Source organism: Nocardioides sp., assembly GCF_025964975.1.
In the GTDB taxonomy this organism is placed as follows: domain Bacteria; phylum Actinomycetota; class Actinomycetes; order Propionibacteriales; family Nocardioidaceae; genus Nocardioides.
This window is the reverse complement of record NZ_JAOPXV010000019.1, coordinates 1-25,906: the sequence shown is the minus strand read 5'-3', so window position 1 is coordinate 25,906 and position 25,906 is coordinate 1. Positions and strand designations below refer to the sequence as shown.

At 70.4% G+C, this 25,906-nt stretch carries 31 protein-coding genes; 18 read left to right on the top strand and 13 right to left on the bottom strand.

Features of this window, described 5'->3' with window-relative positions:
• The first annotated feature begins 24 nt into the window (after window positions 1-24).
• From JWN68_RS01640 to JWN68_RS01625, 4 genes are read left to right on the top strand one after another with little or no spacing between them, the layout of a single operon-like run.
• Window positions 25-186, top strand: coding sequence for a hypothetical protein (locus JWN68_RS01640; RefSeq protein ID WP_297733709.1), 162 nt, complete (start codon window positions 25-27; stop codon window positions 184-186).
• A complete protein-coding gene (locus JWN68_RS01635; protein WP_297733706.1) occupies window positions 186-647 on the top strand; it encodes a RidA family protein in 462 nt (153 codons plus the stop codon). The genes JWN68_RS01640 and JWN68_RS01635 overlap by 1 nt, the downstream gene beginning before the upstream one ends.
• A gap of 1 nt (window position 648) precedes the next feature.
• On the top strand, window positions 649-1,506 hold the full coding sequence (locus JWN68_RS01630) for an NUDIX hydrolase (protein WP_297733703.1): 858 nt from the start codon (window positions 649-651) through the stop codon (window positions 1,504-1,506).
• The gene (locus JWN68_RS01625) at window positions 1,503-2,324 is read left to right on the top strand and encodes an MBL fold metallo-hydrolase (protein ID WP_297733700.1); all 822 of its coding nucleotides are present in this window, start codon (window positions 1,503-1,505) and stop codon (window positions 2,322-2,324) included. The genes JWN68_RS01630 and JWN68_RS01625 overlap by 4 nt, the downstream gene beginning before the upstream one ends.
• 142 nt (window positions 2,325-2,466) lie before the next feature.
• Here the strand turns inward: JWN68_RS01625 and JWN68_RS01620 are convergent, their stop codons facing one another.
• Window positions 2,467-2,754, bottom strand: a complete 288-nt coding sequence (locus JWN68_RS01620; RefSeq protein ID WP_297733698.1) for a sigma factor-like helix-turn-helix DNA-binding protein — start codon at window positions 2,752-2,754, stop codon at window positions 2,467-2,469.
• A gap of 310 nt (window positions 2,755-3,064) precedes the next feature.
• Between JWN68_RS01620 and JWN68_RS01610 the strand changes: the two genes are divergently transcribed.
• Window positions 3,065-3,604: a DUF4375 domain-containing protein gene (locus tag JWN68_RS01610; protein WP_297733695.1), complete on the top strand. Its 540-nt coding sequence runs from the start codon at window positions 3,065-3,067 to the stop codon at window positions 3,602-3,604.
• 90 nt (window positions 3,605-3,694) lie between these two features.
• On the opposite strand, the gene JWN68_RS01605 is transcribed toward JWN68_RS01610, so the two are convergent.
• The gene (locus JWN68_RS01605; protein ID WP_297733692.1) at window positions 3,695-4,372 is read right to left on the bottom strand and encodes a Crp/Fnr family transcriptional regulator; all 678 of its coding nucleotides are present in this window, start codon (window positions 4,370-4,372) and stop codon (window positions 3,695-3,697) included.
• Window positions 4,373-4,533: 161 nt separating this feature from the next.
• On the opposite strand from JWN68_RS01605, the gene nth reads away from it, so the two are divergent.
• Genes nth through JWN68_RS01585 form a run of 4 tightly spaced genes read left to right on the top strand, consistent with a single transcriptional unit; the run spans window position 4,534 to window position 7,669 of the window.
• Entirely contained in the window at window positions 4,534-5,271 is a 738-nt protein-coding gene (gene nth, locus JWN68_RS01600) for an endonuclease III (protein WP_297733689.1), read from the top strand.
• On the top strand, window positions 5,268-5,789 hold the full coding sequence (locus JWN68_RS01595; protein WP_297733686.1) for a TlpA disulfide reductase family protein: 522 nt from the start codon (window positions 5,268-5,270) through the stop codon (window positions 5,787-5,789). Before nth ends, JWN68_RS01595 begins: the two co-directional genes overlap by 4 nt.
• Complete coding sequence (locus JWN68_RS01590) at window positions 5,786-6,487, top strand: CoA pyrophosphatase (protein ID WP_297733683.1); 702 nt, start codon at window positions 5,786-5,788, stop codon at window positions 6,485-6,487. Before JWN68_RS01595 ends, JWN68_RS01590 begins: the two co-directional genes overlap by 4 nt.
• Window positions 6,488-6,493: 6 nt before the next feature.
• Window positions 6,494-7,669 carry a MarP family serine protease gene (locus tag JWN68_RS01585; RefSeq protein WP_297733681.1) on the top strand — a complete coding sequence of 392 codons (1,176 nt, stop codon included), beginning with the start codon at window positions 6,494-6,496 and terminating at the stop codon, window positions 7,667-7,669.
• A gap of 22 nt (window positions 7,670-7,691) precedes the next feature.
• Here the strand turns inward: JWN68_RS01585 and JWN68_RS01580 are convergent, their stop codons facing one another.
• Entirely contained in the window at window positions 7,692-8,123 is a 432-nt protein-coding gene (locus JWN68_RS01580; protein WP_297733678.1) for a phage holin family protein, read from the bottom strand.
• A gap of 196 nt (window positions 8,124-8,319) precedes the next feature.
• On the opposite strand from JWN68_RS01580, the gene nhaA reads away from it, so the two are divergent.
• Entirely contained in the window at window positions 8,320-9,723 is a 1,404-nt protein-coding gene (nhaA, locus tag JWN68_RS01575; protein ID WP_297733676.1) for a Na+/H+ antiporter NhaA, read from the top strand.
• Window positions 9,724-9,814: 91 nt separating this feature from the next.
• On the opposite strand, the gene acs is transcribed toward nhaA, so the two are convergent.
• From acs to JWN68_RS01535, 8 genes are all read right to left on the bottom strand, one after another.
• Window positions 9,815-11,794, bottom strand: a complete 1,980-nt coding sequence (gene acs / locus JWN68_RS01570; protein WP_297733673.1) for an acetate--CoA ligase — start codon at window positions 11,792-11,794, stop codon at window positions 9,815-9,817.
• A 91-nt stretch (window positions 11,795-11,885) separates the two neighbouring features.
• Window positions 11,886-13,493 carry a cation acetate symporter gene (locus JWN68_RS01565; protein ID WP_297733670.1) on the bottom strand — a complete coding sequence of 536 codons (1,608 nt, stop codon included), beginning with the start codon at window positions 13,491-13,493 and terminating at the stop codon, window positions 11,886-11,888.
• Window positions 13,490-13,858, bottom strand: a complete 369-nt coding sequence (locus tag JWN68_RS01560) for a DUF485 domain-containing protein (protein ID WP_297733667.1) — start codon at window positions 13,856-13,858, stop codon at window positions 13,490-13,492. The genes JWN68_RS01565 and JWN68_RS01560 overlap by 4 nt, the downstream gene beginning before the upstream one ends.
• A 147-nt stretch (window positions 13,859-14,005) precedes the next feature.
• The gene (locus tag JWN68_RS01555; RefSeq protein ID WP_297733664.1) at window positions 14,006-15,526 is read right to left on the bottom strand and encodes a cation acetate symporter; all 1,521 of its coding nucleotides are present in this window, start codon (window positions 15,524-15,526) and stop codon (window positions 14,006-14,008) included.
• Complete coding sequence (locus JWN68_RS01550; RefSeq protein ID WP_297733661.1) at window positions 15,523-15,897, bottom strand: hypothetical protein; 375 nt, start codon at window positions 15,895-15,897, stop codon at window positions 15,523-15,525. The genes JWN68_RS01555 and JWN68_RS01550 overlap by 4 nt, the downstream gene beginning before the upstream one ends.
• A gap of 7 nt (window positions 15,898-15,904) precedes the next feature.
• A complete protein-coding gene (locus JWN68_RS01545) occupies window positions 15,905-16,615 on the bottom strand; it encodes a response regulator transcription factor (protein ID WP_297733658.1) in 711 nt (236 codons plus the stop codon).
• A 10-nt stretch (window positions 16,616-16,625) separates the two neighbouring features.
• On the bottom strand, window positions 16,626-17,756 hold the full coding sequence (locus tag JWN68_RS01540; RefSeq protein ID WP_297733656.1) for a histidine kinase: 1,131 nt from the start codon (window positions 17,754-17,756) through the stop codon (window positions 16,626-16,628).
• A 150-nt stretch (window positions 17,757-17,906) separates the two neighbouring features.
• Window positions 17,907-18,776, bottom strand: coding sequence for a class I SAM-dependent methyltransferase (locus JWN68_RS01535; RefSeq protein WP_297733653.1), 870 nt, complete (start codon window positions 18,774-18,776; stop codon window positions 17,907-17,909).
• 28 nt (window positions 18,777-18,804) lie between these two features.
• Here JWN68_RS01535 and JWN68_RS01530 point away from each other — a divergent pair, with 28 nt between their 5' ends.
• Entirely contained in the window at window positions 18,805-19,542 is a 738-nt protein-coding gene (locus JWN68_RS01530; RefSeq protein WP_297733650.1) for an oxidoreductase, read from the top strand.
• 327 nt (window positions 19,543-19,869) lie between these two features.
• Here the strand turns inward: JWN68_RS01530 and JWN68_RS01525 are convergent, their stop codons facing one another.
• Entirely contained in the window at window positions 19,870-20,667 is a 798-nt protein-coding gene (locus JWN68_RS01525; protein WP_297733647.1) for an HAD-IB family hydrolase, read from the bottom strand.
• Between the two features lie 131 nt (window positions 20,668-20,798).
• Here JWN68_RS01525 and ssd point away from each other — a divergent pair, with 131 nt between their 5' ends.
• From ssd to JWN68_RS01490, 7 genes are all read left to right on the top strand, one after another.
• A complete protein-coding gene (gene ssd / locus JWN68_RS01520) occupies window positions 20,799-21,830 on the top strand; it encodes a septum site-determining protein Ssd (protein ID WP_297733645.1) in 1,032 nt (343 codons plus the stop codon).
• Complete coding sequence (locus JWN68_RS01515; RefSeq protein ID WP_297733642.1) at window positions 21,830-22,993, top strand: TadA family conjugal transfer-associated ATPase; 1,164 nt, start codon at window positions 21,830-21,832, stop codon at window positions 22,991-22,993. The genes ssd and JWN68_RS01515 overlap by 1 nt, the downstream gene beginning before the upstream one ends.
• Window positions 22,990-23,757, top strand: a complete 768-nt coding sequence (locus tag JWN68_RS01510; RefSeq protein WP_297733639.1) for a type II secretion system F family protein — start codon at window positions 22,990-22,992, stop codon at window positions 23,755-23,757. The genes JWN68_RS01515 and JWN68_RS01510 overlap by 4 nt, the downstream gene beginning before the upstream one ends.
• Window positions 23,754-24,458 (top strand): type II secretion system F family protein, encoded by a 705-nt coding sequence (locus tag JWN68_RS01505; RefSeq protein WP_297733636.1) that lies wholly within the window; start codon window positions 23,754-23,756, stop codon window positions 24,456-24,458. The genes JWN68_RS01510 and JWN68_RS01505 overlap by 4 nt, the downstream gene beginning before the upstream one ends.
• A gap of 254 nt (window positions 24,459-24,712) precedes the next feature.
• A complete protein-coding gene (locus JWN68_RS01500) occupies window positions 24,713-24,919 on the top strand; it encodes a DUF4244 domain-containing protein (protein WP_297733633.1) in 207 nt (68 codons plus the stop codon).
• A gap of 38 nt (window positions 24,920-24,957) precedes the next feature.
• The gene (locus JWN68_RS01495; RefSeq protein WP_297733630.1) at window positions 24,958-25,287 is read left to right on the top strand and encodes a TadE family type IV pilus minor pilin; all 330 of its coding nucleotides are present in this window, start codon (window positions 24,958-24,960) and stop codon (window positions 25,285-25,287) included.
• Window positions 25,284-25,661: an Rv3654c family TadE-like protein gene (locus JWN68_RS01490; protein WP_297733627.1), complete on the top strand. Its 378-nt coding sequence runs from the start codon at window positions 25,284-25,286 to the stop codon at window positions 25,659-25,661. The genes JWN68_RS01495 and JWN68_RS01490 overlap by 4 nt, the downstream gene beginning before the upstream one ends.
• Before the next feature lie 3 nt (window positions 25,662-25,664).
• Here JWN68_RS01490 and JWN68_RS01485 read toward each other — a convergent pair.
• Window positions 25,665-25,906, bottom strand: a 242-nt coding sequence (locus tag JWN68_RS01485) for a hypothetical protein (protein WP_297733624.1), incomplete at its 5' end; no start/stop codon positions are given.

The window sequence follows — 25,906 nt, the reverse complement described above, 5'->3', positions numbered from 1 at the left end:
CCGGGTCGCAGTAGGGTCAGCCGCATGACTGTTTGGGAATATCAGGTGGCGCCGATCCCGCTCCACAACGAAGGGCTCATGCTCAACAACTTCGGCCAGGACGGCTGGGAGCTGGTCGCGATCCACACCAACGCCCAGGGTGGCCTGGTGGCCTTCCTCAAGCGTCCCAAGGGCGGGGCTTCCTGATGGGCGCCGAGGCGAAGCTGGAGTCGATGGGGATCACCATCCCCGAGGTGGTGCCGCCGCTTGCGGCGTACGTCCCCGCGCTGCGGACCGGAAACCTCGTCTACACCGCCGGGCAGCTGCCGGCCCGCGACGGCGAGATGATCGCTGTCGGCAAGGTGGGCGGCTCGGTCACCGAGGAGCAGGGCTACGAGTGCGCCCGACAGTGTGCGCTCAACGCGCTGGCGGCGATCAAGGCCGAGATCGGTTCGCTCGACCAGATCACCCGGATCGTCAAGGCGACGGTCTTCGTGGCGTCGACGCCGGACTTCACCAACCAGGCGAAGATCGCCAACGGTGCTTCGGAGTTCCTCGGTGAGGTCTTCGGCGACGCCGGTCGCCACGCCCGGTCGGCCGTCGGGGTCGCTGTGCTGCCCCTCGACGTCGCCGTCGAGGTCGAGCTCATCGTCGAGGTCGCGGGCTGACGTGTCCGCCCTGAGACGCCCCCCGCTGCCGCAGTCCCTGATCGATCAGGCTCGCGCGTACGGCGCCGGCGACGCAACGCCCGCCGAGCCGCGCAACGCAGCGACGGTCATCTTGTTGCGCGACGGGTCGCCGGGACTCGAGGTCTACCTCCTGCGACGGCAGACGTCGATGGCGTTCGCCGGCGGCATGTGCGTCTTCCCCGGTGGTGGGGTGGACCCCCGCGACTTCTCCGAAGACGTGGCGTGGGCCGGACCGTCGGTCGACGAGTGGGCCACCACCCTCGGGTGCGAACCCGCGCTGGCCCGAGCCCTGGTCTGCGCAGCGGTGCGCGAGACCTTCGAGGAGTCGGGCGTGCTGCTGGCCGGCACCTCGCCCGAGAGCGTCGTCGAGGACACCACGGGCGAGGGCTGGGAGGCCGACAGGGTCGCGCTCGAGACGCGGGAGCTGTCGATGACCGACTTCCTCGTTCGACGCGGGCTGGTCCTGCGGACCGATCTGCTGGGTGCCTGGTCTGGCTGGCTGACACCGGTCTTCGAGCCGAGGCGCTACCGCACGTGGTTCTTCGTCGCGATGCTCCCGGGCTCCCAGGTGACGCGCGACGTCTCGAGCGAGTCGTCGTCGGTGACGTGGATGCAGCCGCTGGCCGCGGTCGCCGCTGTCGAGGCCGGCGACATGATGATGATGCCGCCGACCTTCCTCACCTGCCTGGACGTCGGTCAGCACGCCAACGCGGAGGCTGCGCACCAGGCCGCCTCGGGTCGGACCGTCGAGATCTTCACCCCCGAGATCGTCTCCACGGGTGAGGGCTTCGTGCTCTCCACACCCCCGGCCTACGAGGCCCTGCTGGACGCACGATGAACGGCGCCCCGGTGAGCTGGGCCGGCGGCACCTTCGGCGCGTCAGCCACCTGCGTGCTCGCCCCCAACGCCAACGTCATGACGCTCGACGGCACCAACACCTGGGTGCTCGCCTCGGGTGAGCAGTCGCTGGTGATCGATCCCGGTCCCGACATCGCGTCGCACCTGGACGCGATCTCGGCGGTCGGCGGGGACGTGGTGGGCGTGCTGTTGACCCACCACCACGCCGACCACTCGGAGGCCGCGCGCGCCTTCGCCGAGCGGCACGGCTGCGGCGTACGCGCTCTCGACCCGGCCTTCCGTCTCGGGTCGGAGGGGCTGGTCGACGGGGATGTGGTGAGCGTGGGCGGGCTCGAGGTGCGCGTCGTCGCCACGCCGGGTCACACCGGCGACTCGCTGTCGTTCATGGTGCCCTCGGAGTCCGCGGTCCTCACCGGGGACACGGTGCTCGGCCGCGGGACGACCGTCGTCGCGCACCCCGACGGGTCGCTGGGGGCCTACCTCTCCTCGCTCGACCGGTTGCACGCGCTCTGCTCCTCGCAGGGGATCACCTCCATCTGGCCGGGCCACGGACCGGTCATCGACGACGCGCTTGCTGCGCTGGACCACTACATCGCCCATCGGCGTACGCGACTCGACCAGGTGCGCGACGCCCTGCGCACCCTCCACGCGCAAGGACGTGACGGAGAGGGCCTCCCGCACGAGGACCTGCCCCGGGCGATCGTCGAGATCGTCTACGCCGACGTCGACCCGGTGCTGTGGGGAGCTGCCGAGCTGTCGGTCCGCGCGCAGCTGGCCCACCTCACCGATCGCGCGTAGACACGCGGACATTGGTCGGTCGGCGCTCGACCGCTCAGCGTCGTCTCGGTGCCCGACCGTGACTTCGGTCCGCGTGTCTACGCCGTCAGACAAGCCGGGTACGGCGACGCCACACCCACCTGCTGGAGCTGAACGTGGAGTGTCATCGGTCCACCACCTGGAGTTCGGCGAGGTCGGGCGCGAGGACGCGCAGGCGGGCGAGGGCGTGGCCGGTCGTGGACTTCACGGTGCTGACCGAGATGCCGATGGCCTGAGCGGTCTGCACCTCGGTGAGGTCCTCGAAGAAGCGCAGCACGGGGACGGTCCGCTGCTTGGCCGTCAGCTGGGCGAGCGCGGCGTCCAGGGTGAGTCGGAGGTCGCTGTCGGGGGAGGGGTGGCCTGCGTCGTACGCCCCGAGGCCCACACCTCTGTGAAGCGACGCTTGCGCCACCAGAGATGTTCTGGTGATACCTCACGCGGCAGGCGTAGGCCTCGGGCGAGATGGCGATGCCCTCCCAGTGGCGGGCGGTCTGGAGCAGGACGTGCTGGAGGAGGTCCTCGGCCGTGTGGTGGTCGCCGGTGAGGAGGAATGCCGTGCGCACCAGCGCGCCGCTGCGGGCGTGGACGAACTCGTCGAACGCTCCACGATCGGACCGACCGGTCACGGGCACCTCCTCTCACCTTGTACGACGCAGGCGACCCCCGCCTCGGGTGGTGCCCAGGGCGGATCGATTTCTGAGCCGGCCGTGAGCGACGCTCCCATGAACGCAGGCCCCCCACTGGCGATCTCGGCGGAGGGTGCCGCGGAGGACGCGGAGTCGACCGTGTACTCGAACGTCACGATCGTCAACGCCCTGTTCGAGGAGTTCCTCGACGAGGACGAGATCAGCGAGGACGCGCTGGCGGCGTACTACGGCGACTACTACCTGGCCGAGGTCAACAACGGCGGCCACGACCAGTTCCTCTTCAACTCCCAGCTCCGGGGGACCTTCGCCTCGCGGGTGGGCCAGGGCCTCCGTCCGATCGGTGCGCCGCGGCACACCGAGATCTTCGACCGCACGATCGGCGCCATCGACGCACTGCCCGCCGGGGAGCGCCGACGGGCGAAGGCGCGTGTCTTCCACGGGAGAACATGCCCGACGACGCGCGGACGATTCGCGACCTGTGCGCGATCGCTGGTGTCGAGCTCGGTGTCATCACCGCAGGCGACCCGAGCCACGTCCACCGGGGCTCGGAGACGGTCGCCTGGCACTTCCTCGACACCGCTGACCGGCACTTCTACATGGTCGACACGGGCGTGAAGGCGTTGATGTACGACGACGCCGACGGCTCACTGCTCGCGACGATGAAGCAGCACCGGCTGGGCGTGGCCGAGCGCCTCCGGCTCAGGTTCAGCGCGCTCGGCGGGAGAGGCGCTCGACGTCCATGATCACGACCGAGCGCGGCTCGAGCCGGACCCAGCCACGCGACGCGAAGTCGGCCAGCGCCTTGTTGACCGTCTCGCGGGAGGCGCCGACCAGCTGAGCGAGCTCCTCCTGCGTCAGGTCGTGGTGGACGTGGACCCCGTCGTCGGCGGTGCGGCCGAACCGGTCGGCGAGGTCGAGCAGCGCCTTGGCCACTCGTCCCGGGACGTCGGAGAAGACGAGGTCGGCGACGACATCGTTGGACTTCCGCAGGCGGGCAGCCAGCTGGGAGAGGAGGCCGCGGGCGACGATCGGACGGCCGTCGAGCCAGCGCAGGAGATCTTCGTGGGACAACGAGGCGAAGGTGGCGTCGGTGACTGCGGTGACGGTCGCCGAGCGCGGGCCGGGGTCGAACAGCGACAGCTCGCCGAACATCTGGCCGGGACCCATGATTGCCAGCAGGTTTTCGCGGCCGTCGGTGGCCGAACGGCCGAGCTTCACCTTGCCGTCGAGCACGATGTAGAGCTTGTCGCCGGAGTCACCCTCGCTGAACAGCACGTCGCCCCGACGCAGCTTGGACTCGCTCATCGAGTTGCGCAGCGCGGTGGCCGCCTCGTCATCGAGCGCACTGAAGAGCGGAGCCTGCCGCAACACGTCGTTGTCCACCGGTGTCCTCCAACTTGGGCTGCCCTGGAAACTCACCCGGTGCCGTCGGCTCGGGGTGTGGGAATCCTAGCCGTGGTCTGTGTCACACGGGCGTGAGGTGTCCATCAGACCACATCTGGCTGCCCGAAGGGCCTGTCGGTGAAGGGTCGTAGGCTGCCCGTGTGTCCGCCCGACCTGCCACGCGCCGCGCGAGCCTGCCCACGACCCCGCCGGACACCGCGCTCGTGCGCCGAGCACGCAAGGTCAACCGGATCCTGGCCGAGACCTACCCCGACGCCCACTGCGAGCTGGACTTCGACGACGCCTTCCAGCTGCTGGTCGTGACGGTGCTCAGCGCCCAGACCACGGACCGGCGCGTCAACGCGGTCCGCCCCACCCTCTTCGCTGCCTATCCCGACCCGACGGCGATGGCCGGGGCCCCGCGTGAGCACCTCGAGCAGATCGTCGGCCCCCTCGGGTTCTTCCGGGCCAAGACCGAGTCGCTCCTCAAGCTCAGCCAAGCGCTCGTCGAGCGCTACGACGGGCAGGTCCCGGGCCGCCTCGACGACCTGGTGACCCTGCCGGGCGTGGGCCGCAAGACCGCCAACGTCGTCCTGGGCAACGCCTTCGACGTCCCGGGCATCACGGTCGACACCCACTTCGGCCGGCTCGTGCGCCGACTCGGGTGGACCGAGGAGGCCGACCCGGTCAAGGTCGAGCACGCGATCGGCGCGCTGTTCCCCAAGCGCGACTGGACCCCTCTCTCCCAGCACCTGATCTGGCACGGCCGCCGCCGCTGCCACGCCAAGAAGCCCGCGTGCGGGGCCTGCCCGGTCGCGCGGTTGTGCCCGTCGTTCGGGACGGGTCCGACGGATCCGATCGAGGCCGAGAAGCTGGTCACGACGCAGGGACCGGCGTGATCCGCAGGACGGTCGTCGCCCTGTGCGTGGTGTTGGGCCTCGCGCTGGTGCTCAGCGGCTGCTCCGCGTCCGGCGACGAGGTGGCCGACGACCGGCTGCCGGACGTCACGCTGGCCGGCTTCGACGGCGGGGAGGACGTCGATCTCGGTGAGTTCAGCGGCCCGGCCGTCATCTCGTTGTGGGCCTCCTGGTGTCCGCCGTGCCGCAAGGAGATGCCGATCCTCGAGGAGTTCCATGCGGCGTACGGCGACCGCATCACCCTGCTCGGCATCGACTTCCAGGACCTGCAGACCGAGAAGGCGCGGGCCCTCGTCGAGGAGGCGGGGGTGACCTTCGCGCTGGTGAGCGACCAGGACGGGGAGATCAGTGGCAAGGGCGCCTTCCCCGTGCTCCGGGGGCTGCCCTACCTCGCCTTCGTCGACGACGACGGCAGCGTCACGCACGTCGAGGCCGTGAAGATCACGTCGACCGACCAGCTCGCCGACCTGGTCGGGCAGCACCTCGGGACCACCCTGTGAGCCTCCCCGGCTGGTTGGCGCCCGTGGCGCAGGCCGCGGACGCGATCACGGTCCACGAGCTGACGCGATTCATGCCGCCCGAGGGCACCGACGCACGGCGAGGTGCCGTGCTCATGCTGTTCGCCGACCTCGACGGCGACGGCAGGGGCGAGCTGGTGCTCACCGAGCGCGCCCACCACATGCGTTCGCACCCGGGGCAGGTCTCCTTCCCCGGCGGGGGGATCGACCCCGGGGAGTCTGCCGTCGAGGCGGCGCTCCGGGAGGCCGAGGAGGAGATCGGGCTCGACCCCGCCGAGATCGACGTGTTCGGCGAGCTGCCCGAGCTGTGGCTGCCGCCGTCGAACTTCGCCGTGACCCCCGTGCTGGGATATTGGCGCGAGCGGGGCCACGTCCACGTCGTCAGCACCGACGAGGTGCACGCGATCCACCACGTCGCCATCGACGAGCTGATGGATCCCGAGAGCCGGATCACCGTCCGCCATCCCTCCGGCTGGCTGGGCCCCGGCTTCCTGATCGGGCCCGAGCGCGACGTCATCCTGTGGGGCTTCACCGCCGGGATCATCGCCCGGCTCTTCGACTTCCTCGGCTGGTCGAGCGAGTGGGACACCGCGCGGATGCGTGACCTGCCCGACCACATGCTGCAAGGTGATCCCACACCGACCGCGCCGACGCGGCCGAACACCAGGTTCGAGGAGTAGCCGCGCGTGAACATCCTCGACTGGTGCCTGGTGGCACTCGTGGGCGTCTACGCCCTCTCGGGGTACTGGCAAGGCTTCGTCACCGGCGCGTTCGCCACCGCGGGACTCCTGCTCGGCGGCCTCTTCGGCGTCTGGGTCGCGCCGATCGCCCTCGGTGACGCCGAGCCCTCCTTGTTGGTCTCGCTCGGAGCCCTGTTCATCGTCATCCTGTCGGCCTCGGTCGGACAGGCGCTGCTGCAGTACGTCGGCTCCCGGCTGCGGGCGCGCATCAAGTGGCAGCCGATCCGCGCCGTCGATGCCGTCGGTGGGGCGGCGCTGAGCGGGGTGGCGGTGCTGCTGGTCGCCTGGGCGCTCGGCGTGGCCATCTCCGGCTCGCGGATCGGCGCGATTACCCCGATCGTGCGTGGCTCGACCGTGCTCGCCGAGGTCGACGAGGTCCTCCCCGGCCAGGCCTCGGAGGTCCTCGCCACCTTCAACAACGTGGTCGGCACCACCTTCTTCCCGCGCTACCTCGAACCCTTCGCGCCAGAGCGGATCGTCGAGGTCGGCCCGGGGCCGCAACGACTGCTCACCGACCCCGACGTGAGCGACGCCCAGCCGAGCGTGCTCAAGGTCCGCGGCAGCAACAAGTGCGGCAGCGGCGTCGAGGGCAGCGGCTTCCTGTACTCACCGGGCCGGTTGATGACCAACGCGCACGTCGTCGCCGGCGTCGACGACCCGGAGGTGGAGATCAACGGCTCGACCGTGCCCGCCACGGTCGTGGTCTACGACCCCGAGATCGATGTGGCGGTCCTGGCGCTCGACGACTCCGACCTGCCCCACCTCGTCTTCGACCAGCAGGCAGAGGCCTCCGACGGCGTCGCCGTCCTCGGCTATCCGCAGGACGGCCCCTATGACGTCCAGACCGGGCGGATCCGGTCCCAACAGCGCCTGCGCTCGCCCGACATCTACGGCGAGGGGACAGTGCTCCGCGACGTCTACTCCCTGCGCGCCCTGATCCGTCAAGGCAACTCGGGGGGGCCGATCGTCAACTCGGTCGGAGACGTCGTCGGGTTGATCTTCGCCGCGTCCGTCACCGACCCGGAGACCGGCTATGCGCTGACGGCCGAACAGATCGCCGAGAGCGCCGCCCTCGGTGTCACCTCGTCGACCGAGGTCGACACCGGCGACTGCGCAGGCTGATCAGGCGCGAGCGCGCCGGGTGTCAGGCGCGACCGCGCAGGGCGTCCGGGATCTGCTTGCCCTGCGACATCGCGCGCTCGGGAGCCTTGACCTGCTTGACCTGCTTGAGCCCGATGAGGGCGAGGAGCGCGGCGATGAGGAGGTAGAGGCCGAAGACGATCAGGAAGCACCACGCCAGGTGCAGACCGGTCATCGACAAGAAGTAGGCGATCGCGATCGAGAGCATGATGACCGCGAGGATCCCGATGAAGGCGGCGCCGGCGAAGAGTCCGATGCCCACGCCACCGTGCTTGAAGCTGACCTTGAGCTCCGACTTCGCGAGCTGGATCTCCTTGGAGATGAGCGTCGAGATGTCGCGGCTGGCGTCGATGACGAGGCCGCCGATCGTGGGTTCGGCGTCCTTGTCGGTGGGCTTGGTCGGAACGGATGTCGGCTTGGCCTGAACGGTTGCCATCTGCAGGTCCTCACACATTTCGGTGGCGCGTACGCGTCGCGCGCTGACGCACTCGACCCTACACAAGCGCGCCTGCGGTTCCCGCGGCCCGCCACCGGCAGATAGGCTGGCGGCAGGTGAGCCGGGAAGTCTGGTCGGCCCGTGGCGCAGTGGCCGCGGAGGTGCAGTTCCCCGACCCGAAAGGCGCTCGCCGCCCATGCCGATCACCCCCCACGGGTCCTCCGACATCGCCGACGACGACGTCTGGAACGCCGGGCCGTCCTACCTCGCCAGCAACAAGCCGCTGGCCCGGTTGGTGGCGAGGCCCATCCGCGAGTTCCTCCGGGTCGAGACGGCGGGCTCGGTCCTGCTCCTGCTGGCCGCTGCCGTCGCGCTGCTGTGGGCGAACAGCCCCGCAGCATCGTCGTACGACGCCTTCTGGCACACCACGATCGGCATCGACCTCGGCGGCTCCGGAATGGAGCAGTCCCTGCAGCACTGGGTGAACGACGCGCTGATGGTGATCTTCTTCTTCGTGGTCGGCCTCGAGATCAAGTACGAGCTCGTCAGCGGTGACCTCCGTGACCCGAAGACCGCCGCCCTGCCGATCGTCGCCGCCCTCGGCGGCATGGTCGTCCCGGCCGCCATCTACCTCGCGATCACCGGCTTCGGCGAGCCCGGGAAGGGGTGGGGCATCCCGATGGCCACCGACATCGCCTTCGCCGTCGGGGTGATCGGGCTTCTCGGGCGGCGGATCCCCTCCTCGGCACGCCTCTTCCTGCTGACGCTGGCGATCGTCGACGACATCGGCGCGATCATCGTGATCGCGGTGTTCTACACCGACTCCCTGCGCCTGTCGTGGCTCGCTCTCGCGGTCGGACTCCTGCTGGTGATGGTTGTCCTGCAGAAGCTCCGCGTCTGGTCGGTGCCGGTCTACGTCGCGATCGGGGTCGTGCTGTGGTTCTCGCTGTTCCAGTCCGGCGTGCACGCGACCCTGGCCGGCGTCGCGATCGGGTTGATCACGCCGGCCAGGGCGCTGCTCAAGGAGGACGTCGCGCGCACCTACGCCCGCACCGCTCTCGCCGACAACCACCTCGACCCCGACGAGCTCACTCGCCTACGGTTCCTGCTCGCCGAGTCGGTGCCGATGGTGGAGCGCCTGCAAGCCGCCCTGCACCCGCTTTCGGCGTACGTCGCACTGCCGCTCTTCGCCCTGGCCAACGCGGGGGTGTCCCTCGACGGCTTCGGCGAGGCAGTGACGTCGCCCGTCTCCCTGGGGATCGTCGGTGGGCTGGTGCTGGGCAAACCGGTCGGGATCGTGCTGGCGTCCTTCATCGCAGTGAAGCTGGGCCTCGGTCGGCTGCCCGACCGCACCACGTGGACGATGATGATCGGACTCGGGGCCGTCGCAGGCATCGGGTTCACCGTGTCCCTGTTCATCGCGGGGCTCTCGTTCCCGCAGTCGCAGGCGCTGACCGACGACGCGAAGATCGGGGTCATCGTCGCGTCAGTGGTCGCGGCCCTGGTGGGCGTCGCGGTGCTCCGCGTCGCGACGAGCGGCGAACCACCTGCGGAGAACCCTGCGGAGCACGCGTCCGACGAGGCACCCGCGGGTAGTTGAGTGCGACGTGGTCGTTTGGACGCGGCTTTCGCCACGAACTCGCACTTGACTACCCAGGCGGGCGGAGGACCTGGCCCCAGCGCCGGGCCGGTCACTCCTCCGAAGCGGCGGAGGAACCCTCCTTCGTCTTGATCATGTCCATCACGGTCGAGTCGGCGAGCGTGGTCACGTCGCCCACCTCGCGGTGCTCGGCGACGTCCTTGAGCAGCCGGCGCATGATCTTGCCCGATCGGGTCTTGGGCAGCTCGGGCACGATCATGATCTGGCGGGGCTTGGCGATGGCGCCGATCTCCTTCTGGACGTGCTTGCGCAGCTCCTCGACGATGTCCGCGCCGCCGTCGCCCGCGGTGTCGCGCAGGATGACGAACGCGCAGACGGCCTGGCCGGTCATCTCGTCAGCCGCGCCGACGACAGCCGCCTCGGCGACCTTGGGGTGCGAGACCAGTGCCGACTCGATCTCGGTGGTGGAGAGCCGGTGGCCGGAGACGTTCATGACGTCGTCGACCCGGCCGAGGAGCCAGATGTCGCCGTCGTCGTCGAGCTTGGCGCCGTCACCCGCGAAGTAGAGGCCCTCCCAGCGTGACCAGTAGGTGTCGATGAACCGCTGGTCGTCGCCCCACAAGGTGCGGAGCATGGCCGGCCAGGGCTGGCGGATCACGAGATAACCGCCGTTGCCGTTGCCCACTGACTCGGCCTCGTCGTTGACCACGTCGACGGAGATGCCGGGCAGGGCCTTCATGGCCGACCCCGGCTTGCCGGCGGTGACGCCCGGCAGCGGGCTGATCATCATCTGTCCGGTCTCGGTCTGCCACCAGGTGTCGACGATGGGCGCCTTCCCTGCCCCGATGTTCTCGCGATACCAGATGTAGGCCTCGGGGTTGATCGACTCACCCACCGAGCCCAGCAGGCGGATCGAGGAAAGGTCGTGGTCGGCGGGGAAGTTGTCGCCCCACTTCATGAAGGTCCGGATCGCGGTCGGTGCAGTGTAGAAGATCGTGACGCCGTACTTCGCGATGATCTCCCACCACCGGCCCTTGTGCGGGGAGTCGGGCGTGCCTTCGTACATCACCTGGGTGGCACCGTTGGCGAGCGGACCGTAGACCATGTAGGAGTGGCCGGTGACCCAGCCGACGTCGGCCGTGCACCAGAAGACGTCCGTCTCGGCCTTGAGGTCGAAGACCGCCCAGTGCGTGTAGGACGTCCCGGTGAGGTAGCCGCCGGTGGTGTGCAGGATGCCCTTGGGCTTGCCGGTGGTGCCGGAGGTGTACATGACGTAGAGCGGGTGCTCGGAGTCGTGCATCTCGGCCTCGTGCTCGGCCGAGGCCGAGTCGACGACGTCGTGCCACCAGACGTCCCGGCTGTCGTTCCACGAGACGTCCTGTCCGGTACGGCGTACGACGAGCACCTTCTCCACGAGGCCCTCCCCTCCGTCGGCAGCGACCTTGCTGACGGCTTCGTCCACGGCTGGCTTCAGCGCACTGGGCGCACCGCGGCGGTAGCCGCCGTCGGCGGTGATGATCACCTTCGCGCCGCAGTCGATCACCCGGGAGGCGAGCGCGTCGGCGGAGAACCCGCCGAACACCACCGTGTGCGGAGCACCCAGGCGCGCGCAGGCGAGCATCGCGACCACGACCTCGGGGATCATCGGCATGTAGATGGCGACCCGGTCGCCCTTGCGGACCCCTAGGTCGGTCAGGGCGTTGGCCGCCCGGCAGACCTCGCCCTTGAGGTCGGCGTAGGTGATGTCACGCGCATCGTCCGCGGGCTCGCCGACCCAGTGGAGGGCCACCTTGTCACCCCGGCCGGCCTCGACGTGCCGGTCGACGCAGTTGACAGCGGCGTTGATGGTCGCGCCGACGAACCACTTGGCGAAGGGAGGGTTCGACCAGTCGAGGACCTGGTCCCACTTCTGGCCCCAGTCGAGGCGCTCGGCCGCCTCAGCCCAGAACGCCTCGTTGTCCGAGGCAGCCCGGTCGTAGGCCTCCTCCTTCACGTTGGCGTTGGCTGCCAGGTCGGCGGGCGGCTCGAAGCGTCGCTCTTCGCGGGCGAGGTTGGACAGGGTTTCGGACATGTCGCTCACTCTCTCAACGTAAATGCGCCCGAGTCGAGTGATGAGGTGGCTCCATCTGCCACGGAGCTCATCACTCGACTCGGCTGGGGGATCAGTGGTGCGTGGCGCCCTCTGCGCCCGCGCCGGTGAGGGCACGGACCTCGAGCTCGGTGAAGCGCTCCTCCGCCTCGGGCTCCTTGCTGCTGATCGTGCCGAGGAAGCCGAGCAGGAAGCCTAGCGGGATCGACACGATGCCCGGGTTGTTGAGGGGGAAGATCTGGAAGTTCGCGTCCGGGAACAACGACGTCGGGGCACCCGACATCACGGGCGACAGGACGACCAGGCCCACGGCGGCGATCAGGCCGCCGTAGATGCTCCAGGTGGCGCCGCGGGTGTTGAAGCGCCGCCAGAACATGTTGTTTATGATCGCCGGCAGGTTGGCCGACGCTGCCACGGCGAAGGCCAACGCCACCAGGAAGGCGATGTTGAGCCGCTGGGCCGGGATCGACAGCGCGATTGCGATGGCCCCGATGGCGAAGGCTGCGATCCGGGCGACCCGGACCTCTTCCTTCTCCGTGACGGGCTGGTCCTTCTTGATGACTCCCTTGTAGAGGTCGTGGGCCACCGACGACGAGCTGGCCAGGGTCAACCCGGCCACCACGGCGAGGATGGTCGCGAAGGCGACCGCGGCGATGAGCGCCAGCAGGATGGCGCCCCCTGTCGAGCCCGCGCCGCCACCGACGGCTTCGGCGAGCAGCGGGGAGGCGAGGTTCTGGTTGCCGCCCTCGACCGGGTCGATGGCGTTGCGGTCGAGCAGGGCCGCAGCACCGAAGCCCAGCACCAGCGTCATCAGGTAGAAGGCCCCGATCAGGCCGATCGCCCACAGCACCGACTTCCGCGCGTCCCGGGCCGTCGGCACGGTGTAGAAGCGGATGAGGATGTGCGGCAGACCGGCAGTTCCGAGCACCAGCGCGAGGCCGAGCGACAGGAAGTCGATCTGCGAGGTCAGCGTTGCGCCGTACTGGAGGCCGGGCTGCAGGAACGCGTCGCCCTTGCCCGAGTTCTCCGCTGCTGCGCCGAGCAGGGCTGAGAGGTTGAAGTCGAACTTCGCCAGCACGAGGATCACGATCAGCGCCGAGCCCAGCATGAGCAGGACGGCCTTGACGATCTGGACGTACGTCGTGCCCTTCATGCCGCCGACGACGACGTAGAAGATCATCAGGACGCCGACACCGACGATGGTGAGGTTCTTGATCGCCTCGCTGTCGACCCCGAGGAGCAGGGCGACGAGCGTTCCGGCGCCGACCATCTGGGCGAGCAGGTAGAAGATCGAGACGACCACCGTGGAGATCGAGGCCGCCGTACGCACCGGGCGCTGGCGCATGCGGAAGGCGAGCTGGTCGGCCATCGTGTAGCGCCCCGCGTTGCGCAGCATCTCCGCGACCAGGAGCAGTGCCACCAGCCAGGCCACGAGGAACCCGATCGAGTAGAGGAAGCCGTCGTAGCCGAAGAGCGCGATGGCGCCGGAGATGCCGAGGAACGAGGCGGCGGACATGTAGTCGCCGCCAATGGCGAGTCCGTTCTGGAAGCCGGAGAAGGAGCGGCCGCCGGAGTAGAAGTCGACCGCGGTCTTGGTCTGCCGGCTCGCCCAGAAGGTGATGCCGATCGTCAGGGCGACGACGGAGAGGAAGAGAACGCTGGTCAGGGCCTGGTCGCTCATTGCTGGCCTCGCTGTCCGTGGGTGCCGGCCTGGTCGACGTACGACTGCTCGAGCTCACGAGCAAGCGGGTCGAGCCTCGAGTTGGAGAAGCGGCTGTAGAGGAACGCCAGCCCGAAGGTGGTGGCGAACTGGAGGAGGCCGAAGATCAGGGCCACGTTGATGTTGCCGAAGAGCTTGGTGTTCATGAAGCCGGAGGCCCAGTTCGACATGACCACGTAGAGCAGGTACCAGGCGAGGAACGCGACGGTGGCGGGGATGACGAACCCCCGGTAGCGCTTGCGGAGCTCAATGAACTCAGGCGTCGCGTGGAGCCGGTCGTAGACCGGATCGTGGCGCGCGGCCTGGTCGGGGATTTCGGTGCTCACGAGATGTCCCTTCCTGCGGGCAGGTCACGGTGGTGTGATCGGCGTCACCGTGGCATCCCGGCGCAAGCACCCGCGAGAGTGACGCGTGAGTACGTCGGCGGGCGGCGCAGGAGAATCGGTGAACGGTCGCCTGGGCGCGACGAACGGTCAGCCGCGTTGCAGGTCGACGGCCTCGGGCGTGTGGAGGCGAACCATGAAACGGCTGGCGTGGGGCGGGACGGATCCGCGCGTCAGCCGGCTGACGACCACCATGGTCGCCAGCGCCGACGGGACGCTCCACGCTGCGGGCTGCGCCAGGAGGATTCCCACCCAGCCGGTCGTTCCCGAGGTCACCAGGGTCCAGCCGACTGCCATCCCCGAGCCCAGCCCGCCCACGGCCAGCCCGGCGATCGCCCCGGCCGGCGTCAGCCCCCGCCACCAGATCCCCAGCAGCAGCAACGGGCAGAAGGTCGAGGCCGCGACCGCGAAGGCGAGTCCCACCGTCTGCGCCACCCCGACGTCGGGAGACGAGACCGACACCAGGGCCGGCACGACCACGGCTATGGCCGCGCCCGCACGGAAGGCGCCGACGCCGGAGAGTCGCCGTCCCGCCACGCGGCGCCCGGTCACGTCCTGGGAGAGCACCCCGGCCACCGCGATCGCCAGGCCGGACGAGGTGGACAGGAACGCGGCGAACGCACCCGCGGTGACGAGGCCGGTGAGGAGCTCCCCGAGCAGACCGCCAACCATGAGTCGCGGCAGCTCGAGAATCAGCACGTCCGAACCGCCGGCCGCCGCGAGGTCGGCGGCGTAGATGCGTCCGAGGGCGCCGTAGATCGGCGGAAGGAGGTAGAAGACACCGAGGAGCGCGAGCACCACCAGCGTCGTACGCCGAGCGGCCCGGCCATCGGGATTGGTGTAGAAGCGCACGACGACGTGGGGCAGCCCCATCGTGCCGAGGAACGTGGCGACGATGAGCGAGTAGGTGACGTAGAGACCCTGGGCGCCGCCCTCGCCGAGGGGGTAGGACCACAGGTCGGCGCCGCCGCGCGAGGTCGGGTCGGGGGCGCCGTCGCCGGCCCAGATCGCGAGCAGCACGCACGCAGGGAGGAGCAGGGCCGTGAGCTTCAGCCAGTACTGGAACGCCTGGACGAAGGTGATGCTCCGCATGCCACCGGAGCCGACGTTGACGAGCACCACGACGGAGACCACGAGCGGGCCGACCCACGGCGGCGCGTTGATCGCGGCCTGCAGTGTCAACCCGGCGCCCTGGAACTGCGGAAGGAGATAGAGCCAGCCGATCACGACGACGAGCAACGAGCAGAGCGACCGGACCCCCCGGGAGCCGAGGCGCGCCTCGGCGAAGTCGGGAAGGGTGTAGGCGCCGCTGCGCCGCAGGGGTGCCGCCACGAGCACGAGCAGCACGAGGTAGCCGGCGGTCCAGCCGACGGGGTACCAGAGCATGTCGGCGCCGAAGGTGAGCACGAGTCCGGCGATCCCGAGGAACGACGCGGCCGAGAGGTATTCACCGCCGATCGCGCTGGCGTTGAGCGCGGGGCGCACGGTGCGGGACGCGACGAAGAAGTCACTCGTGGTCCGGGAGAACTGCAGCCCCCACGTGCTGATGGCGAGGGTCGCGATCGTGACGGCGATGACGGCGACGACACCGGGCACGACATCGGTGTTCATGATCTGTCCACTTCCTCGACCAGGGCGGCGAAGTCACGCTCGTTGGCTTCCGACCGGCGGACGTAGAGCCAGCCGAGCAGCAGCAGCCAGGGGTAGACGAGGCCACCGAGCAGCAGCCAGGCCAGCGGCACCGGCCCGACCAGCATCTCGGCCAGCTCCGGAACGAGGTAGAAGGCGAGCGGCAGGACCCCGACGGTGACGCCCAGCAGGAAGAGGATGCCCAACGCGAGCCCGAGCTGCTCGCGCAGGAGCGAGCGCATGAAGACGCGACCGAGCTCGGTGCCGGCGTCGATCTCCACCCGCCCCGAACGGTGGGTCGAGGCACGGCGGCGGGACGGACCGGTCACCCGCACGCGCGGGTTGTCGTTCACGGGCCGGTCACCGGATGTGCCGGGTCAGCAGCTCGCGCAGCTCGCGGGTGTGCCGCCGGCTCACCAGCAGCTCGTGCTCGCCGACCACGACGCTGACCCTCCCTGCGTCGACGCGGAGCTCGGCGACGTGGGCGAGCGAGACCAGCACCGAACGGTGGATGCGCACGAAGCCCGCGTCGGCCCATTCCTGGGCGAGGGTCGAGAGCGGCGTACGAACGAGGTGGGAGTCGCCGACAGTGTGGAGCCGGGCGTAGTCGCCCTGCGCCTCGACATGGGTCACGTCGCTGCGGGAGATGAACCGGGTGACCCCGCCTCGTTCGACGGCGATCTGGGTGTCGCCGCTCGGGACCGTCGCGCCGGCGTTGACCACGCGGCGTACGGCCTCGGCGAGACGCTCCTCGCGCACCGGCTTGAGGACGTAGTCGACCGCGTGGAGGTCGAAGGCGTCGACCGCGTGCTCCTCGTGGGCCGTCACGAACACGATGGGCGGCGGTGACTTGAAGCGGGAGAGGACCTGGGCGAGGTCGAGGCCGGTCAGCCCGGGCATCTGGATGTCGAGGAACACGGCGTCGACCTCGAGGTCCTGGAACATGCGGAGCGCCTCGGTGGCCGAGGCGCAGCCGAGCACCTCGCCCACGCGCGGGTCTCGCTCAAGCAGGAAGATCAGCTCGTCCAGAGCGGGGCGTTCGTCGTCGATGACGAGGACCTTGAGGCTCATGGCTTCACCTTCATACGTGGACCCCCGGCGCGAACTTCGGCACGCGGACCGTCACCTTGGTGCCGGCGCCGAGCGCGGTTTCCACGACCAGCCCGTAGTCGTCGCCGTAGGTGTTGCGCAGGCGTGCGTCCACGTTGCCGAGGCCGACTGAGTCCATGGACGCGTCGCCGGCGAGCGCGCGGCGTACGCGTTCGGGATCCTCGCCCGTACCGTCGTCCTCGATCTCGATCACGCATTCCTGGTCGAGGTCCCGGGCGGTGATCCAGAGCCGGCCGACCCCGTCCGACTTCTCGGCGCTGGCCTCGAGGCCGTGCCGCACGGCGTTCTCGACGAGTGGCTGGATGCAGAGGAAGGGCACCGCGACCGGCAGCACCTCCGGGGCGATCCGCAGGGTGACCTTGAGCCGGTCGTCGAACCTGGCCTGCTCGAGCAGGAGGTAGCGCTCCACCGAGCGAAGCTCCTCGGCCAGGGTCGTGTAGTTGCCGTGCCGGCGGAACGAGTAGCGGGTGAAGTCGGCGAACTCCAGCAGCAGCTCGCGCGCCCGGTCGGGGTCGGTGCGGACGAAGCTGGCGATGGCACCCAGCGAGTTGTAGATGAAGTGCGGGCTGATCTGCGCCCGCAGCGCTCGGACCTCCGCCTCCATCAGCGCGGTGCGGGAGTCGTCGAGGCGGGCCAGCTCGAGCTGTCCGGACACCCAGGCCGCGACCTCGTTGGCGGCCCGGATGAGGCTGCCCGTGGCGTGCGGCGCGCCGACGACGAGGGTGCCCACGAGCACCTCCTCCACGACGAGAGGACTGATGATGACCTGCCGGACCGGACAGCCGTAGTCGGCGCACACGCTCATGTCGGCAATGCGGGTGGGCGCATCCTCGCCCATGTCGGCGATGAAGCGGGCCGTCTCCTCAGCGTGGTGCCGCCCGATGCCGGCCCACGCCAAGACCCCGCTGGTGTCGGTCAGCGCCGCCGCCGGTGTTCCCAGCAGGACCCGCAGGTGCCGCAGGCTGCGCTCGGCACTGGACTCCGTGAGCCCCTCGCGGAGGGCCGGAGCGGCCAGCGAGGCGGTGTGGAGCGTGCGGAAGGTGGCGCGATCAGCCTCCGTACCGAGGTGCGTACGGCGCCAGGGACGCAGCCGGCTCGTCATGGCCGCCAACCTAGCCCCGATCGTGGCCCGCGCCGAGGAGAGTGCCGAGGACAGCGGTCGTGCGCTGCCACTGGGTGGCAGCGAACTACCGCTGTCCGGTGCTCAGCGCTCGCAGGTACGGCGCAAGGAAACCCCTGAGGATGGGGCTGCTTACTTGAAGTCGATCAGCAGCATGTCGGTGTCGGTGCCGTCGGAGACGAACCCGCTCTCTTGTGATGCGTCCGGGGTCCATTCTGTTGCCGACTCGCTCGCCACCTCCACAGCGGAGTCGCGTTGGTCGATGACCTTGGCGCGGAAGCACTCGACGACGTAGGGCAGCTGCATGCCGTCGTGGCCACGGCCGTAGTCGTCGTACAACGCGCGCACCGCGCCGAGCTTGGTCTCACGCTCGGCCTCTGGGAGGGAGGCGATGTAGGACCGCGAGGCGACGATGTCCACGAGGGTGTCGCGGGTGACGTCCTGCCAGAAGGCGAACGTCTTGCTCTCCACCTCACCGAAGAGGTCGCTGCCGGTGAGGACCCCGTGGGACGTGCCGGACGTCGCGCTCCACTCACCGGTGACCTGGACGAGCTTGCGCACCCAGGGGATGCGCTGGTCGAAAGAGTTCCACACCAGCGCGACGTGTCCCCCGGGCTTGAGGACGCGCGCCATCTCGGGCACCGCCAGGTCGTGGTCGAACCAGTGGAAGGCCTGCGCTGCGACGACGACGTCGACGCTGCGGTCGTTGGCAGGGATCTCCTCCGCCCCCGCGACCTTGGCGCTGACCTCCGGCACGCGGTCCTGGAGCACGGCCAGCATCGCGGGGTCCTTCTCGGTCGCGAAGACTGCGTGACCCTGGTCGACCATCACCCGCGTCAGCTTCCCGGTGCCGGCCCCGAGCTCGAGCACGACCTTCGCCTCGCCGTCGAGCAGCCACTCGACCGCGTCCGCCGGATAGGACGGCCGGCCGCGGTCATAGGCGTCGGCGACGGCGCCGAAGGACTGGGAGAGACGCAACATGTCGGGCTGCTCGTCGGTCACCCGGTGCAGGCTACTAGCGTCGCCGTCCATGACCGACTCCGTCGCTGATCCCCTCCGCTGGCTCGTCGAGCTGGAGGGCGTGCCGTCGGCGTACGCCGCAGCGCGGGACGGCATCGACGTCATGCTGCGCGACCGGGGACTGCGCCGTACCTCCCCGGAGATGACGGCCGAGTCGCTGCTCCGCGGGGCCCACGCGTCGGCGGTCCTCGAGGGTTCGACGTCCACGCTCGCCGAGGTCCGGGAGGGGACGGGAGACCCGATCACTACGGACTCCGTCCGGCTGTCCGCCTCGATGCTCGCCCTCGCGCCGCTGCTGAAGACGTCCCCGCTCCAGGCCATCGCCCGGCTGCACTCCGTGGTGGCGGCCGGTTCGCTGCCGCAGGACTCGCTGGGCCGGCCGCGCGACGAAGCCTCCGCCGACCGGCTGCGCGGGGTCTCGGAGATGTTGCTCAGCGGGACCGCCGCACCGGCGCTGCTCGTGGCCGGTGTCGCGCACGCCGACGTCGCCACAGCGGCGCCCTTCGCCTCGCACAACGGGATCGTGGCGCGCGCCCTCGAGCGCCTGGTGCTCGTCGCCCGCGGCGTCGACGCCAAGTCGCTCGTCGTCCCCGAGGCAGGACACCTCGCGCTGCGCGCGGAGTACGAGTCCAACCTGCGGGCCTACGGGTCGGGGGAGCCGCGGGGCGTCCACTCGTGGGTGCTCTACGCCGCCGAGGCCTACGTCGCCGGCGCCGAGGCCTCCCCGCTCAGGCGCCCGTCGGAGTAGCCGCGTACGGGGAGTGCGAACGGCACCCGCCCCCGTGAGGAGGTCGGATGCCGTCGCATACACGTGTGTCGATGGTTACCAGGCGTGCAACATCTAACTGCTGTCCCGGGAGTATCCCGAAGACACGCACCCTCTTCGAGAGGGTAGATCGCCGCGTGGGTACCCGGCTCACGTGCAAACTCTTGAGTTGTCCTCCTGTTGTACGCCCACCCGGAGCCACCTACAAGAGTTGACTTCTCACCGGGTCGGTGGGTGACGCCCATCCACCGACCCGACCAGCTGCTCGTGGGTGAACGTCTGCTGGCCCGGCGCGACATCTGAGCCAGCTCAGAGCTCGAGGCGACGCTTGCGGGAGGTCGCCCACAGGACACCGCCCGCCGCGAGCGCGCTGCCGACGGCGATCGCGGCCATCGTCGACCCCGCTGGCGGGAACGACATCCGGCTGCGCAGCTCGACCGGCTTGTTGAACACCAGGATGGGCCAGCCGCGGTCCTGGGCGATCCTGCGGAGCTCGCGGTCGGGGTTCACGGCGTGGGGGTGTCCGACGGTCTCGAGCATGAAGACGTCGGTGACCGAGTCGCTGTAGGCGTAGCTGTTCTCGAGGTCGTAGCCGACCACGCGGGCCAGCTCCTCGATGGCTCGCGCCTTCTCCTCGGCGTAGGCGTAGTACTCGATCTCGCCGGAGTACTTGCCGTCCACGATCGCCATGCGGGTGGCGACGACGCGATCAGCGCCCAGCATCTCGCCGATGGGCTCCACGAGCTCCGACCCGCTGGTCGAGACGATGACCACGTCGCGACCGGCCAGCCGGTGCTCCTCGATCAGGTTGACCGCCTCGTCATAGACGATGGGGTCGACGATGTGGTGGAGCGTCTCGGCGACGATCTCGCGCACCGTGGCGACGTCCCAGCCGGCGCAGAGGGTGGACATGAACAGCCGCATCTTCTCCATCTGGTCGTGGTCGGCGCCACCCACCAGATAGACGAACTGGGCGTACGTGCTGCGCAGCACCGCGCGTCGGTTGATCAGACCGCCGGCCTGGAAGGGCTTGTTGAAGGCAAGCGTGCTGGACTTGGCGATGATCGTCTTGTCCAGATCGAAGAACGCCGCGGTGGGGCGGGACATGAATCGATGGTAGGCGCGAGACGCCCCTCACCGGGCCGGTATGCGCACACAGGCAGGGTGTTTCGCGCCTCATCCACAACGGGTGCCTCCGCGCTCCGAGCACTGTCCCCGCTCTGGGTCAGGGTCGGAACATGCTGCCACTCGTGCTCACCCGAGACCCCGCCCTCCTCGACGACCTGGCCCGGGTGGCTGCTGGCGCAGGCGTGCAGCCCGAGGTGCGCGGCGACGCCGTCTCTGCGCTGGCGTCGTGGGCGTCGGCGCCACTCATCGTGATCGGGGACGACCTGCTGGTCGATCTCGTCTCGGTCTCACCACCGCGGCGAGCTGGGGTCGTAGTCGTGTGCCGCGCTCCAGGGTCGGACACGTTCCGGCTCGCCCTCGAGGTGGGGGCGAGCACGGTCGCCGAGCTGCCCTCGGCCGAGGCGCACCTCTCGGCGCTGTTCGCGGACGTGGAGGAGGTGCCCGCGCATGGACTCGTCCTCGGCGTGATCGGCGGGGCGGGCGGTGCCGGAGCCTCGACGCTCGCCTGCGCGCTGGGACAGGTGGCCGGTCTCACTGGTCCGGCGCTGGTCCTCGATACCGATCCGCTCGGTCCGGGACTCGATCGGGTGCTGGGTCTGGACGAGGTGCCGGGGGTTCGCTGGGACGACCTGACCGCGTCCGCCGGCCGGCTCGGGTCCCGGTCGTTGCGCGAAGCCGTGCCGAGCCGCGACGGGGTCGGGGTGCTGACCTGGACGTCGACAGGCACCTCGGGATCGGCCGCGCCGCCGCCGGTCTCCACGCTGAGGGACGTGCTGGAGGCGGGCCGACGGGGGCACCGCCTGGTCGTGCTCGACGTCGCCCGCCGTGCTGGCGCCGTCTCCGCAGAGCTGGTGGCACGTTGCGACCTCGTGCTCGTGGTGACTCCGTCCAGCATCGGTGGGGTCGTCTCGACCTTGAGGGTCCTCGCCTCGCTGAGCGACACCTCACATCTGCGGCTGGCGCCTCGGCGAGGTCCCGTGTCACTCCGGGAGCTCTCCGCGACGACAGGTGTGAAGGTGGGGCTCGAAGTGCCGCATCAACGGGGTCTGGCTGAGGCGGTGGACCTCGGTCTCGGCCCGGTGCGCGCTCGGCGCAGCCGCTTGGGCAGGGCCGTCTCGGAGTTCCTGGCCGAGGTCGCCTGATGCTCGAGGCGGCCATGATCGGGCCCGGGCTGCTCGACGACGTCCGCGAGCGACTGGCAGCCACACCCGGGCAGCTGTCACCGCACCGGGTCGCCGAGGCGATGCGCGCCGCGGGTCGCCCCGTCGGTGACGCGACGGTGCTGGCCGTGCACGACGCGCTCCGCCGCGACGTCCTCGGCTCGGGTCCGCTCGAGCCACTGCTGCGCCAGGCGGGTGTGACCGACGTGCTGGTCAACGGCCCTGACCAGGTCTGGGTCGACGACGGTTCCGGGCTCCGGTTGACGTCGGTGACGTTCCCCGACGATGCCTCGGTGCGCCGACTGGCCCAGCGTCTGGCGTCGACCGGCGGGAGGCGGTTGGACGATGCCACGCCGTACGCCGATGTCCGGCTCCCCGACGGGACGCGCTTCCACGCCGTGCTGGCGCCGACGGCTCGGCCCGGCACCACGATCTCGATGCGGGTCCCGGCGGCGCGGGCGTTCTCCCTCGACGAGCTGATGGCCGCCGGTTCGGTCAGTCCCGACTGCGCGGAGGTGCTGCAGGCGCTCATCGCCGGACGACTGGCCTTCCTCGTCACCGGCGGCACCGGTTCGGGCAAGACCACGCTGTTGGCGGCCATGCTCTCGCTCGTCGAGCCCACCGAACGGCTGGTCCTGGTCGAGGACGCCAGCGAGCTGCGACCGGACCATGGTCATGTCCTCGGGCTGGAGGCGCGGCCCCCGAACATCGAGGGTGCTGGCGAGATCACCTTGAGAGCGCTGGTCCGCCAGGCCATGCGGATGCGACCCGACCGACTGGTTGTCGGTGAGGTCCGCGGAGCCGAGGTGGTCGACATGCTGGCGGCCCTCAACACCGGCCACGCCGGCGGGTGCGGCACCCTCCACGCCAACTCGGTCGTGGACGTGCCAGCGCGGATCGAGGCCCTCGCGGCCGCCGCCGGTCTGCCTCGTGCGGCGGCCCACAGCCAGCTCGCGGCAGCCCTCGATGCCGTGGTCCATCTGTGCCGCGCCCAGGACGGTCGACGCTTCGTGGCGCAGATCGGGGTGCCGGTCCGCGGTAACGACGGCATGGTCTCCATCTCGCCCGCACTGGCGTTCGATCCCGACGGGCGTGCCCAGCGCGGTCCGTCGGCGGCCCTCCTCGCCGAGCGTCTGGGCTCATGACGACGCTCGCGGCCGGACTTGCCGGGCTGGCCGTCTGGCTGGCCGTTCCGTCGGCGCGCTCGAGCAGCCGGTCGTGGTCGTGGCGCCCACTGGTGGTCGCCACGGCGGGTCTGGGTGCGTGGGGTGTGGTCAGCGGCTGGCTGCCGCTGACGGCTGCCGTGATCGCCGTCGTGACGGCGTCCACTGCCGCTGGTGGTCACCTGATCTGGCGGCGCCGACGGGATCGACGCGCCCGAGCGCACACCGCGCTGGGAGTGCTGGAGGCCTGTGAGGTGATCGCCGCGGAGCTGGCAGCGGGACGGCCGCCGGAACACGCCCTGGGTGCGGCGGCCAGGCGGTGGTCCGGACTCGGCCCCGTCGTGGAGGCGTGGTCGTTGGGCTCGGACGTGCCCACTGCGCTTCGGCGCCTGGCCACCGTCCCTGGGGCCGCCGACCTGCGCGTCGTTGCGGCCGCCTGGCAGGTCGCCCACCATTCCGGCCACGGGCTGGCCCACGCCGTCTCCCGCGTCGCCGGTCGGATCCGGGCGCAGCGACAGACCCAGCGGGTCGTCGCCTCGGAGCTGGCCTCGGCGCGGGCGACGGCCCGGCTGGTGGCGGTGTTGCCGGTGGTGGCGCTGGGCATGGGGTCCGGCGCCGGCAGCGATCCGTGGTCCTTCCTGCTCGCGACGCCTGTCGGGTGGGTCTGCCTGGCCTCGGGGCTGACCTTCGGGGTGCTGGGTCTGTGGTGGATCGAGGTCATCGCGGACCAGGCTGAACCGCCGTGATCACCCTCGCCGCGATCGCCGCCGGGGTGGCCGCGCTGTTGGGACTGGCACCACCTCGCCGACTCGCCCTCGAACAATCCGCGCCCGCGACTCCGGCCTCACGGACCGGTCGTTGGCGACCCGTGCTCTGCCTCCTCGCCGGCGCCGCGGCCGGGGTGTTCGTGGGTGGACGCGTGGGGCTCGTCATCGCACCGGTGGCTGGGGCCACTGCCTGGATCATCCTGGCCCGGTCGGAGCCGAGCGCGGTGCGACAGGAGCGTGAAGCCATCAGAGCCGAGCTGCCGCACGTCGTCGACCTCATGTCGTGCGCGCTGCGATCGGGCGCCTCGCTCCCGGCCGCCCTTGCCGCGGTCGTCGCGGCGTGCCCGGGTTCGACGGCGCAACGCCTGGAGGCGGCACTGGCACGGCTGCGCATGGGAGTCGACCCGCTCGTCGTCTGGGGAGAGCTTGCCCACGACGACGTCCTGGCGCCGATGGGTCGGACCCTTGCGCGCGTCGAGAGCAGCGGCGCTCCCGTGGCCGATGAGATGGAGAGGCTGGCGGACGACCTCGAGCGCTCGTCGCTGGCTGCTGTCGAGGACCGTGCCCGCTCGGTCGGGGTGAAGGCAGCGGTCCCGTTGGGACTGTGCCTGCTGCCCGCCTTCCTGCTCATCGGGATCGTGCCCACGGTCGCCGGACTGCTCACGTCGCTGGTTCCGTGAGGTTCGGGATCTGGCTCTCTGGCTCTCTGGGGAGCGGTGCGTGAGCCACCTTGCCAGCGACGGAAGTGTGGGTCACGCACCGCCGTACCCGCAAGCACCCGTGATGCGGTCAGACCCCGGTTCGCCAACCGCGCACAGCCGGTGGCCGGGAGCGTCCCTCCACAGGGGGCCCGCCGGCCCCCTGCGCGACGGGCGTGGCCTGTCGCAGGGTCGTCCCACCGGCCCGCGACGCGGGCCTTGACGAGAGGAAGCAGATGCTGAACGCGATGACCATGGGCGGGTCGATGCGCCGCCGAGCCCGCGCCGACGAGCGAGGGATCACCACAGCCGAATACGCCGTCGGGACGGCCGCGGGAGCAGGCTTCGCCGGCCTGCTCTACAAGCTGCTCAGCGGCGGGTTCGGCGACCAGCTCCTCAAGACGTTGTTCGACCACGTCATGGGCCTGCTGGGGATCAAGTGACCGGTCCCCGACGGCGGGAACGCGCAGAGCGCGGCGCAGTGACTGCGGAGCTCGCTGTCGCACTGCCCCTCCTGCTCGCCGTGACGGTGGGCCTGGTGTGGCTGCTCGCCGTCGGGGCCGCCCAGGTCCGCGTGGTCGACGCAGCCCGCGAGGCGGCGCGTGCCGTCGCCCGCGGTGATGACCAGGCGTCGGCGCGGTCACTGGCGCTGGGGATCGCGCCCGAAGGTGCCTCGGTCGACATCGTGATCGAGGGCGGACAGGTCACGGTCACCTCGAGCGCCGAGGTCGAGGGCCCGGGCGGGCTGTTCGACAACATGCCGGCTGCGCTCGTCAGCGCCCGGTCGGTCGCCCTCATGGAGCAACCGTGAGAGGGCGCCGCCCCAGGTCCGGCCGCCGCGGAGAACACGGATCGGCCACGATGCTCGTGCTGGCTGCGAGCGCCCTTCTCATGTTCGTGGGGGTGGCGCTGAGCGGGGTCACGGCAGTCGTCCTCGCCCACCGCTCGGCACAGGCCGCCGCCGACCTGGCCGCGCTCGCAGCGGCCTCGGCGGCCGCGGCGGGTGTCGACGCCTGTGCTGCCGCTGACCGGAGCGCAGAGGCGAACGAAGCGTCCCTGTCGAGCTGCGAACAGGCGGACGGGGCGGTCACCGTGGCCGTGCGCGTGGGCGGCCCACGTCTGCTGGGTCGTGACTACGACGTCACTGCTCGAGCACGAGCCGGCCCGGCGGGCCCAGTGCCGTGAGGCTCAGAGGTGCTCGTCGGGGGTCTCGTCGTGACGCTCCGACTCGGCCCGCTTGAGCCTCTCGTTGAGGGTGCCGATCTCCTTGCGCTCCCGGCGCTGGGCCAGCCCTCGCTTCGTTCCCCACTTGAGGATCGAGTACCCCCACAGCAGCGCCGCGCCTGCGGTCAGACCGACGAGGAAGACGGACAACGAGCCCATCTGCATTCCGAGGAGCTCGTTGGTGCCCTCGCTGACGAAGACCGCGG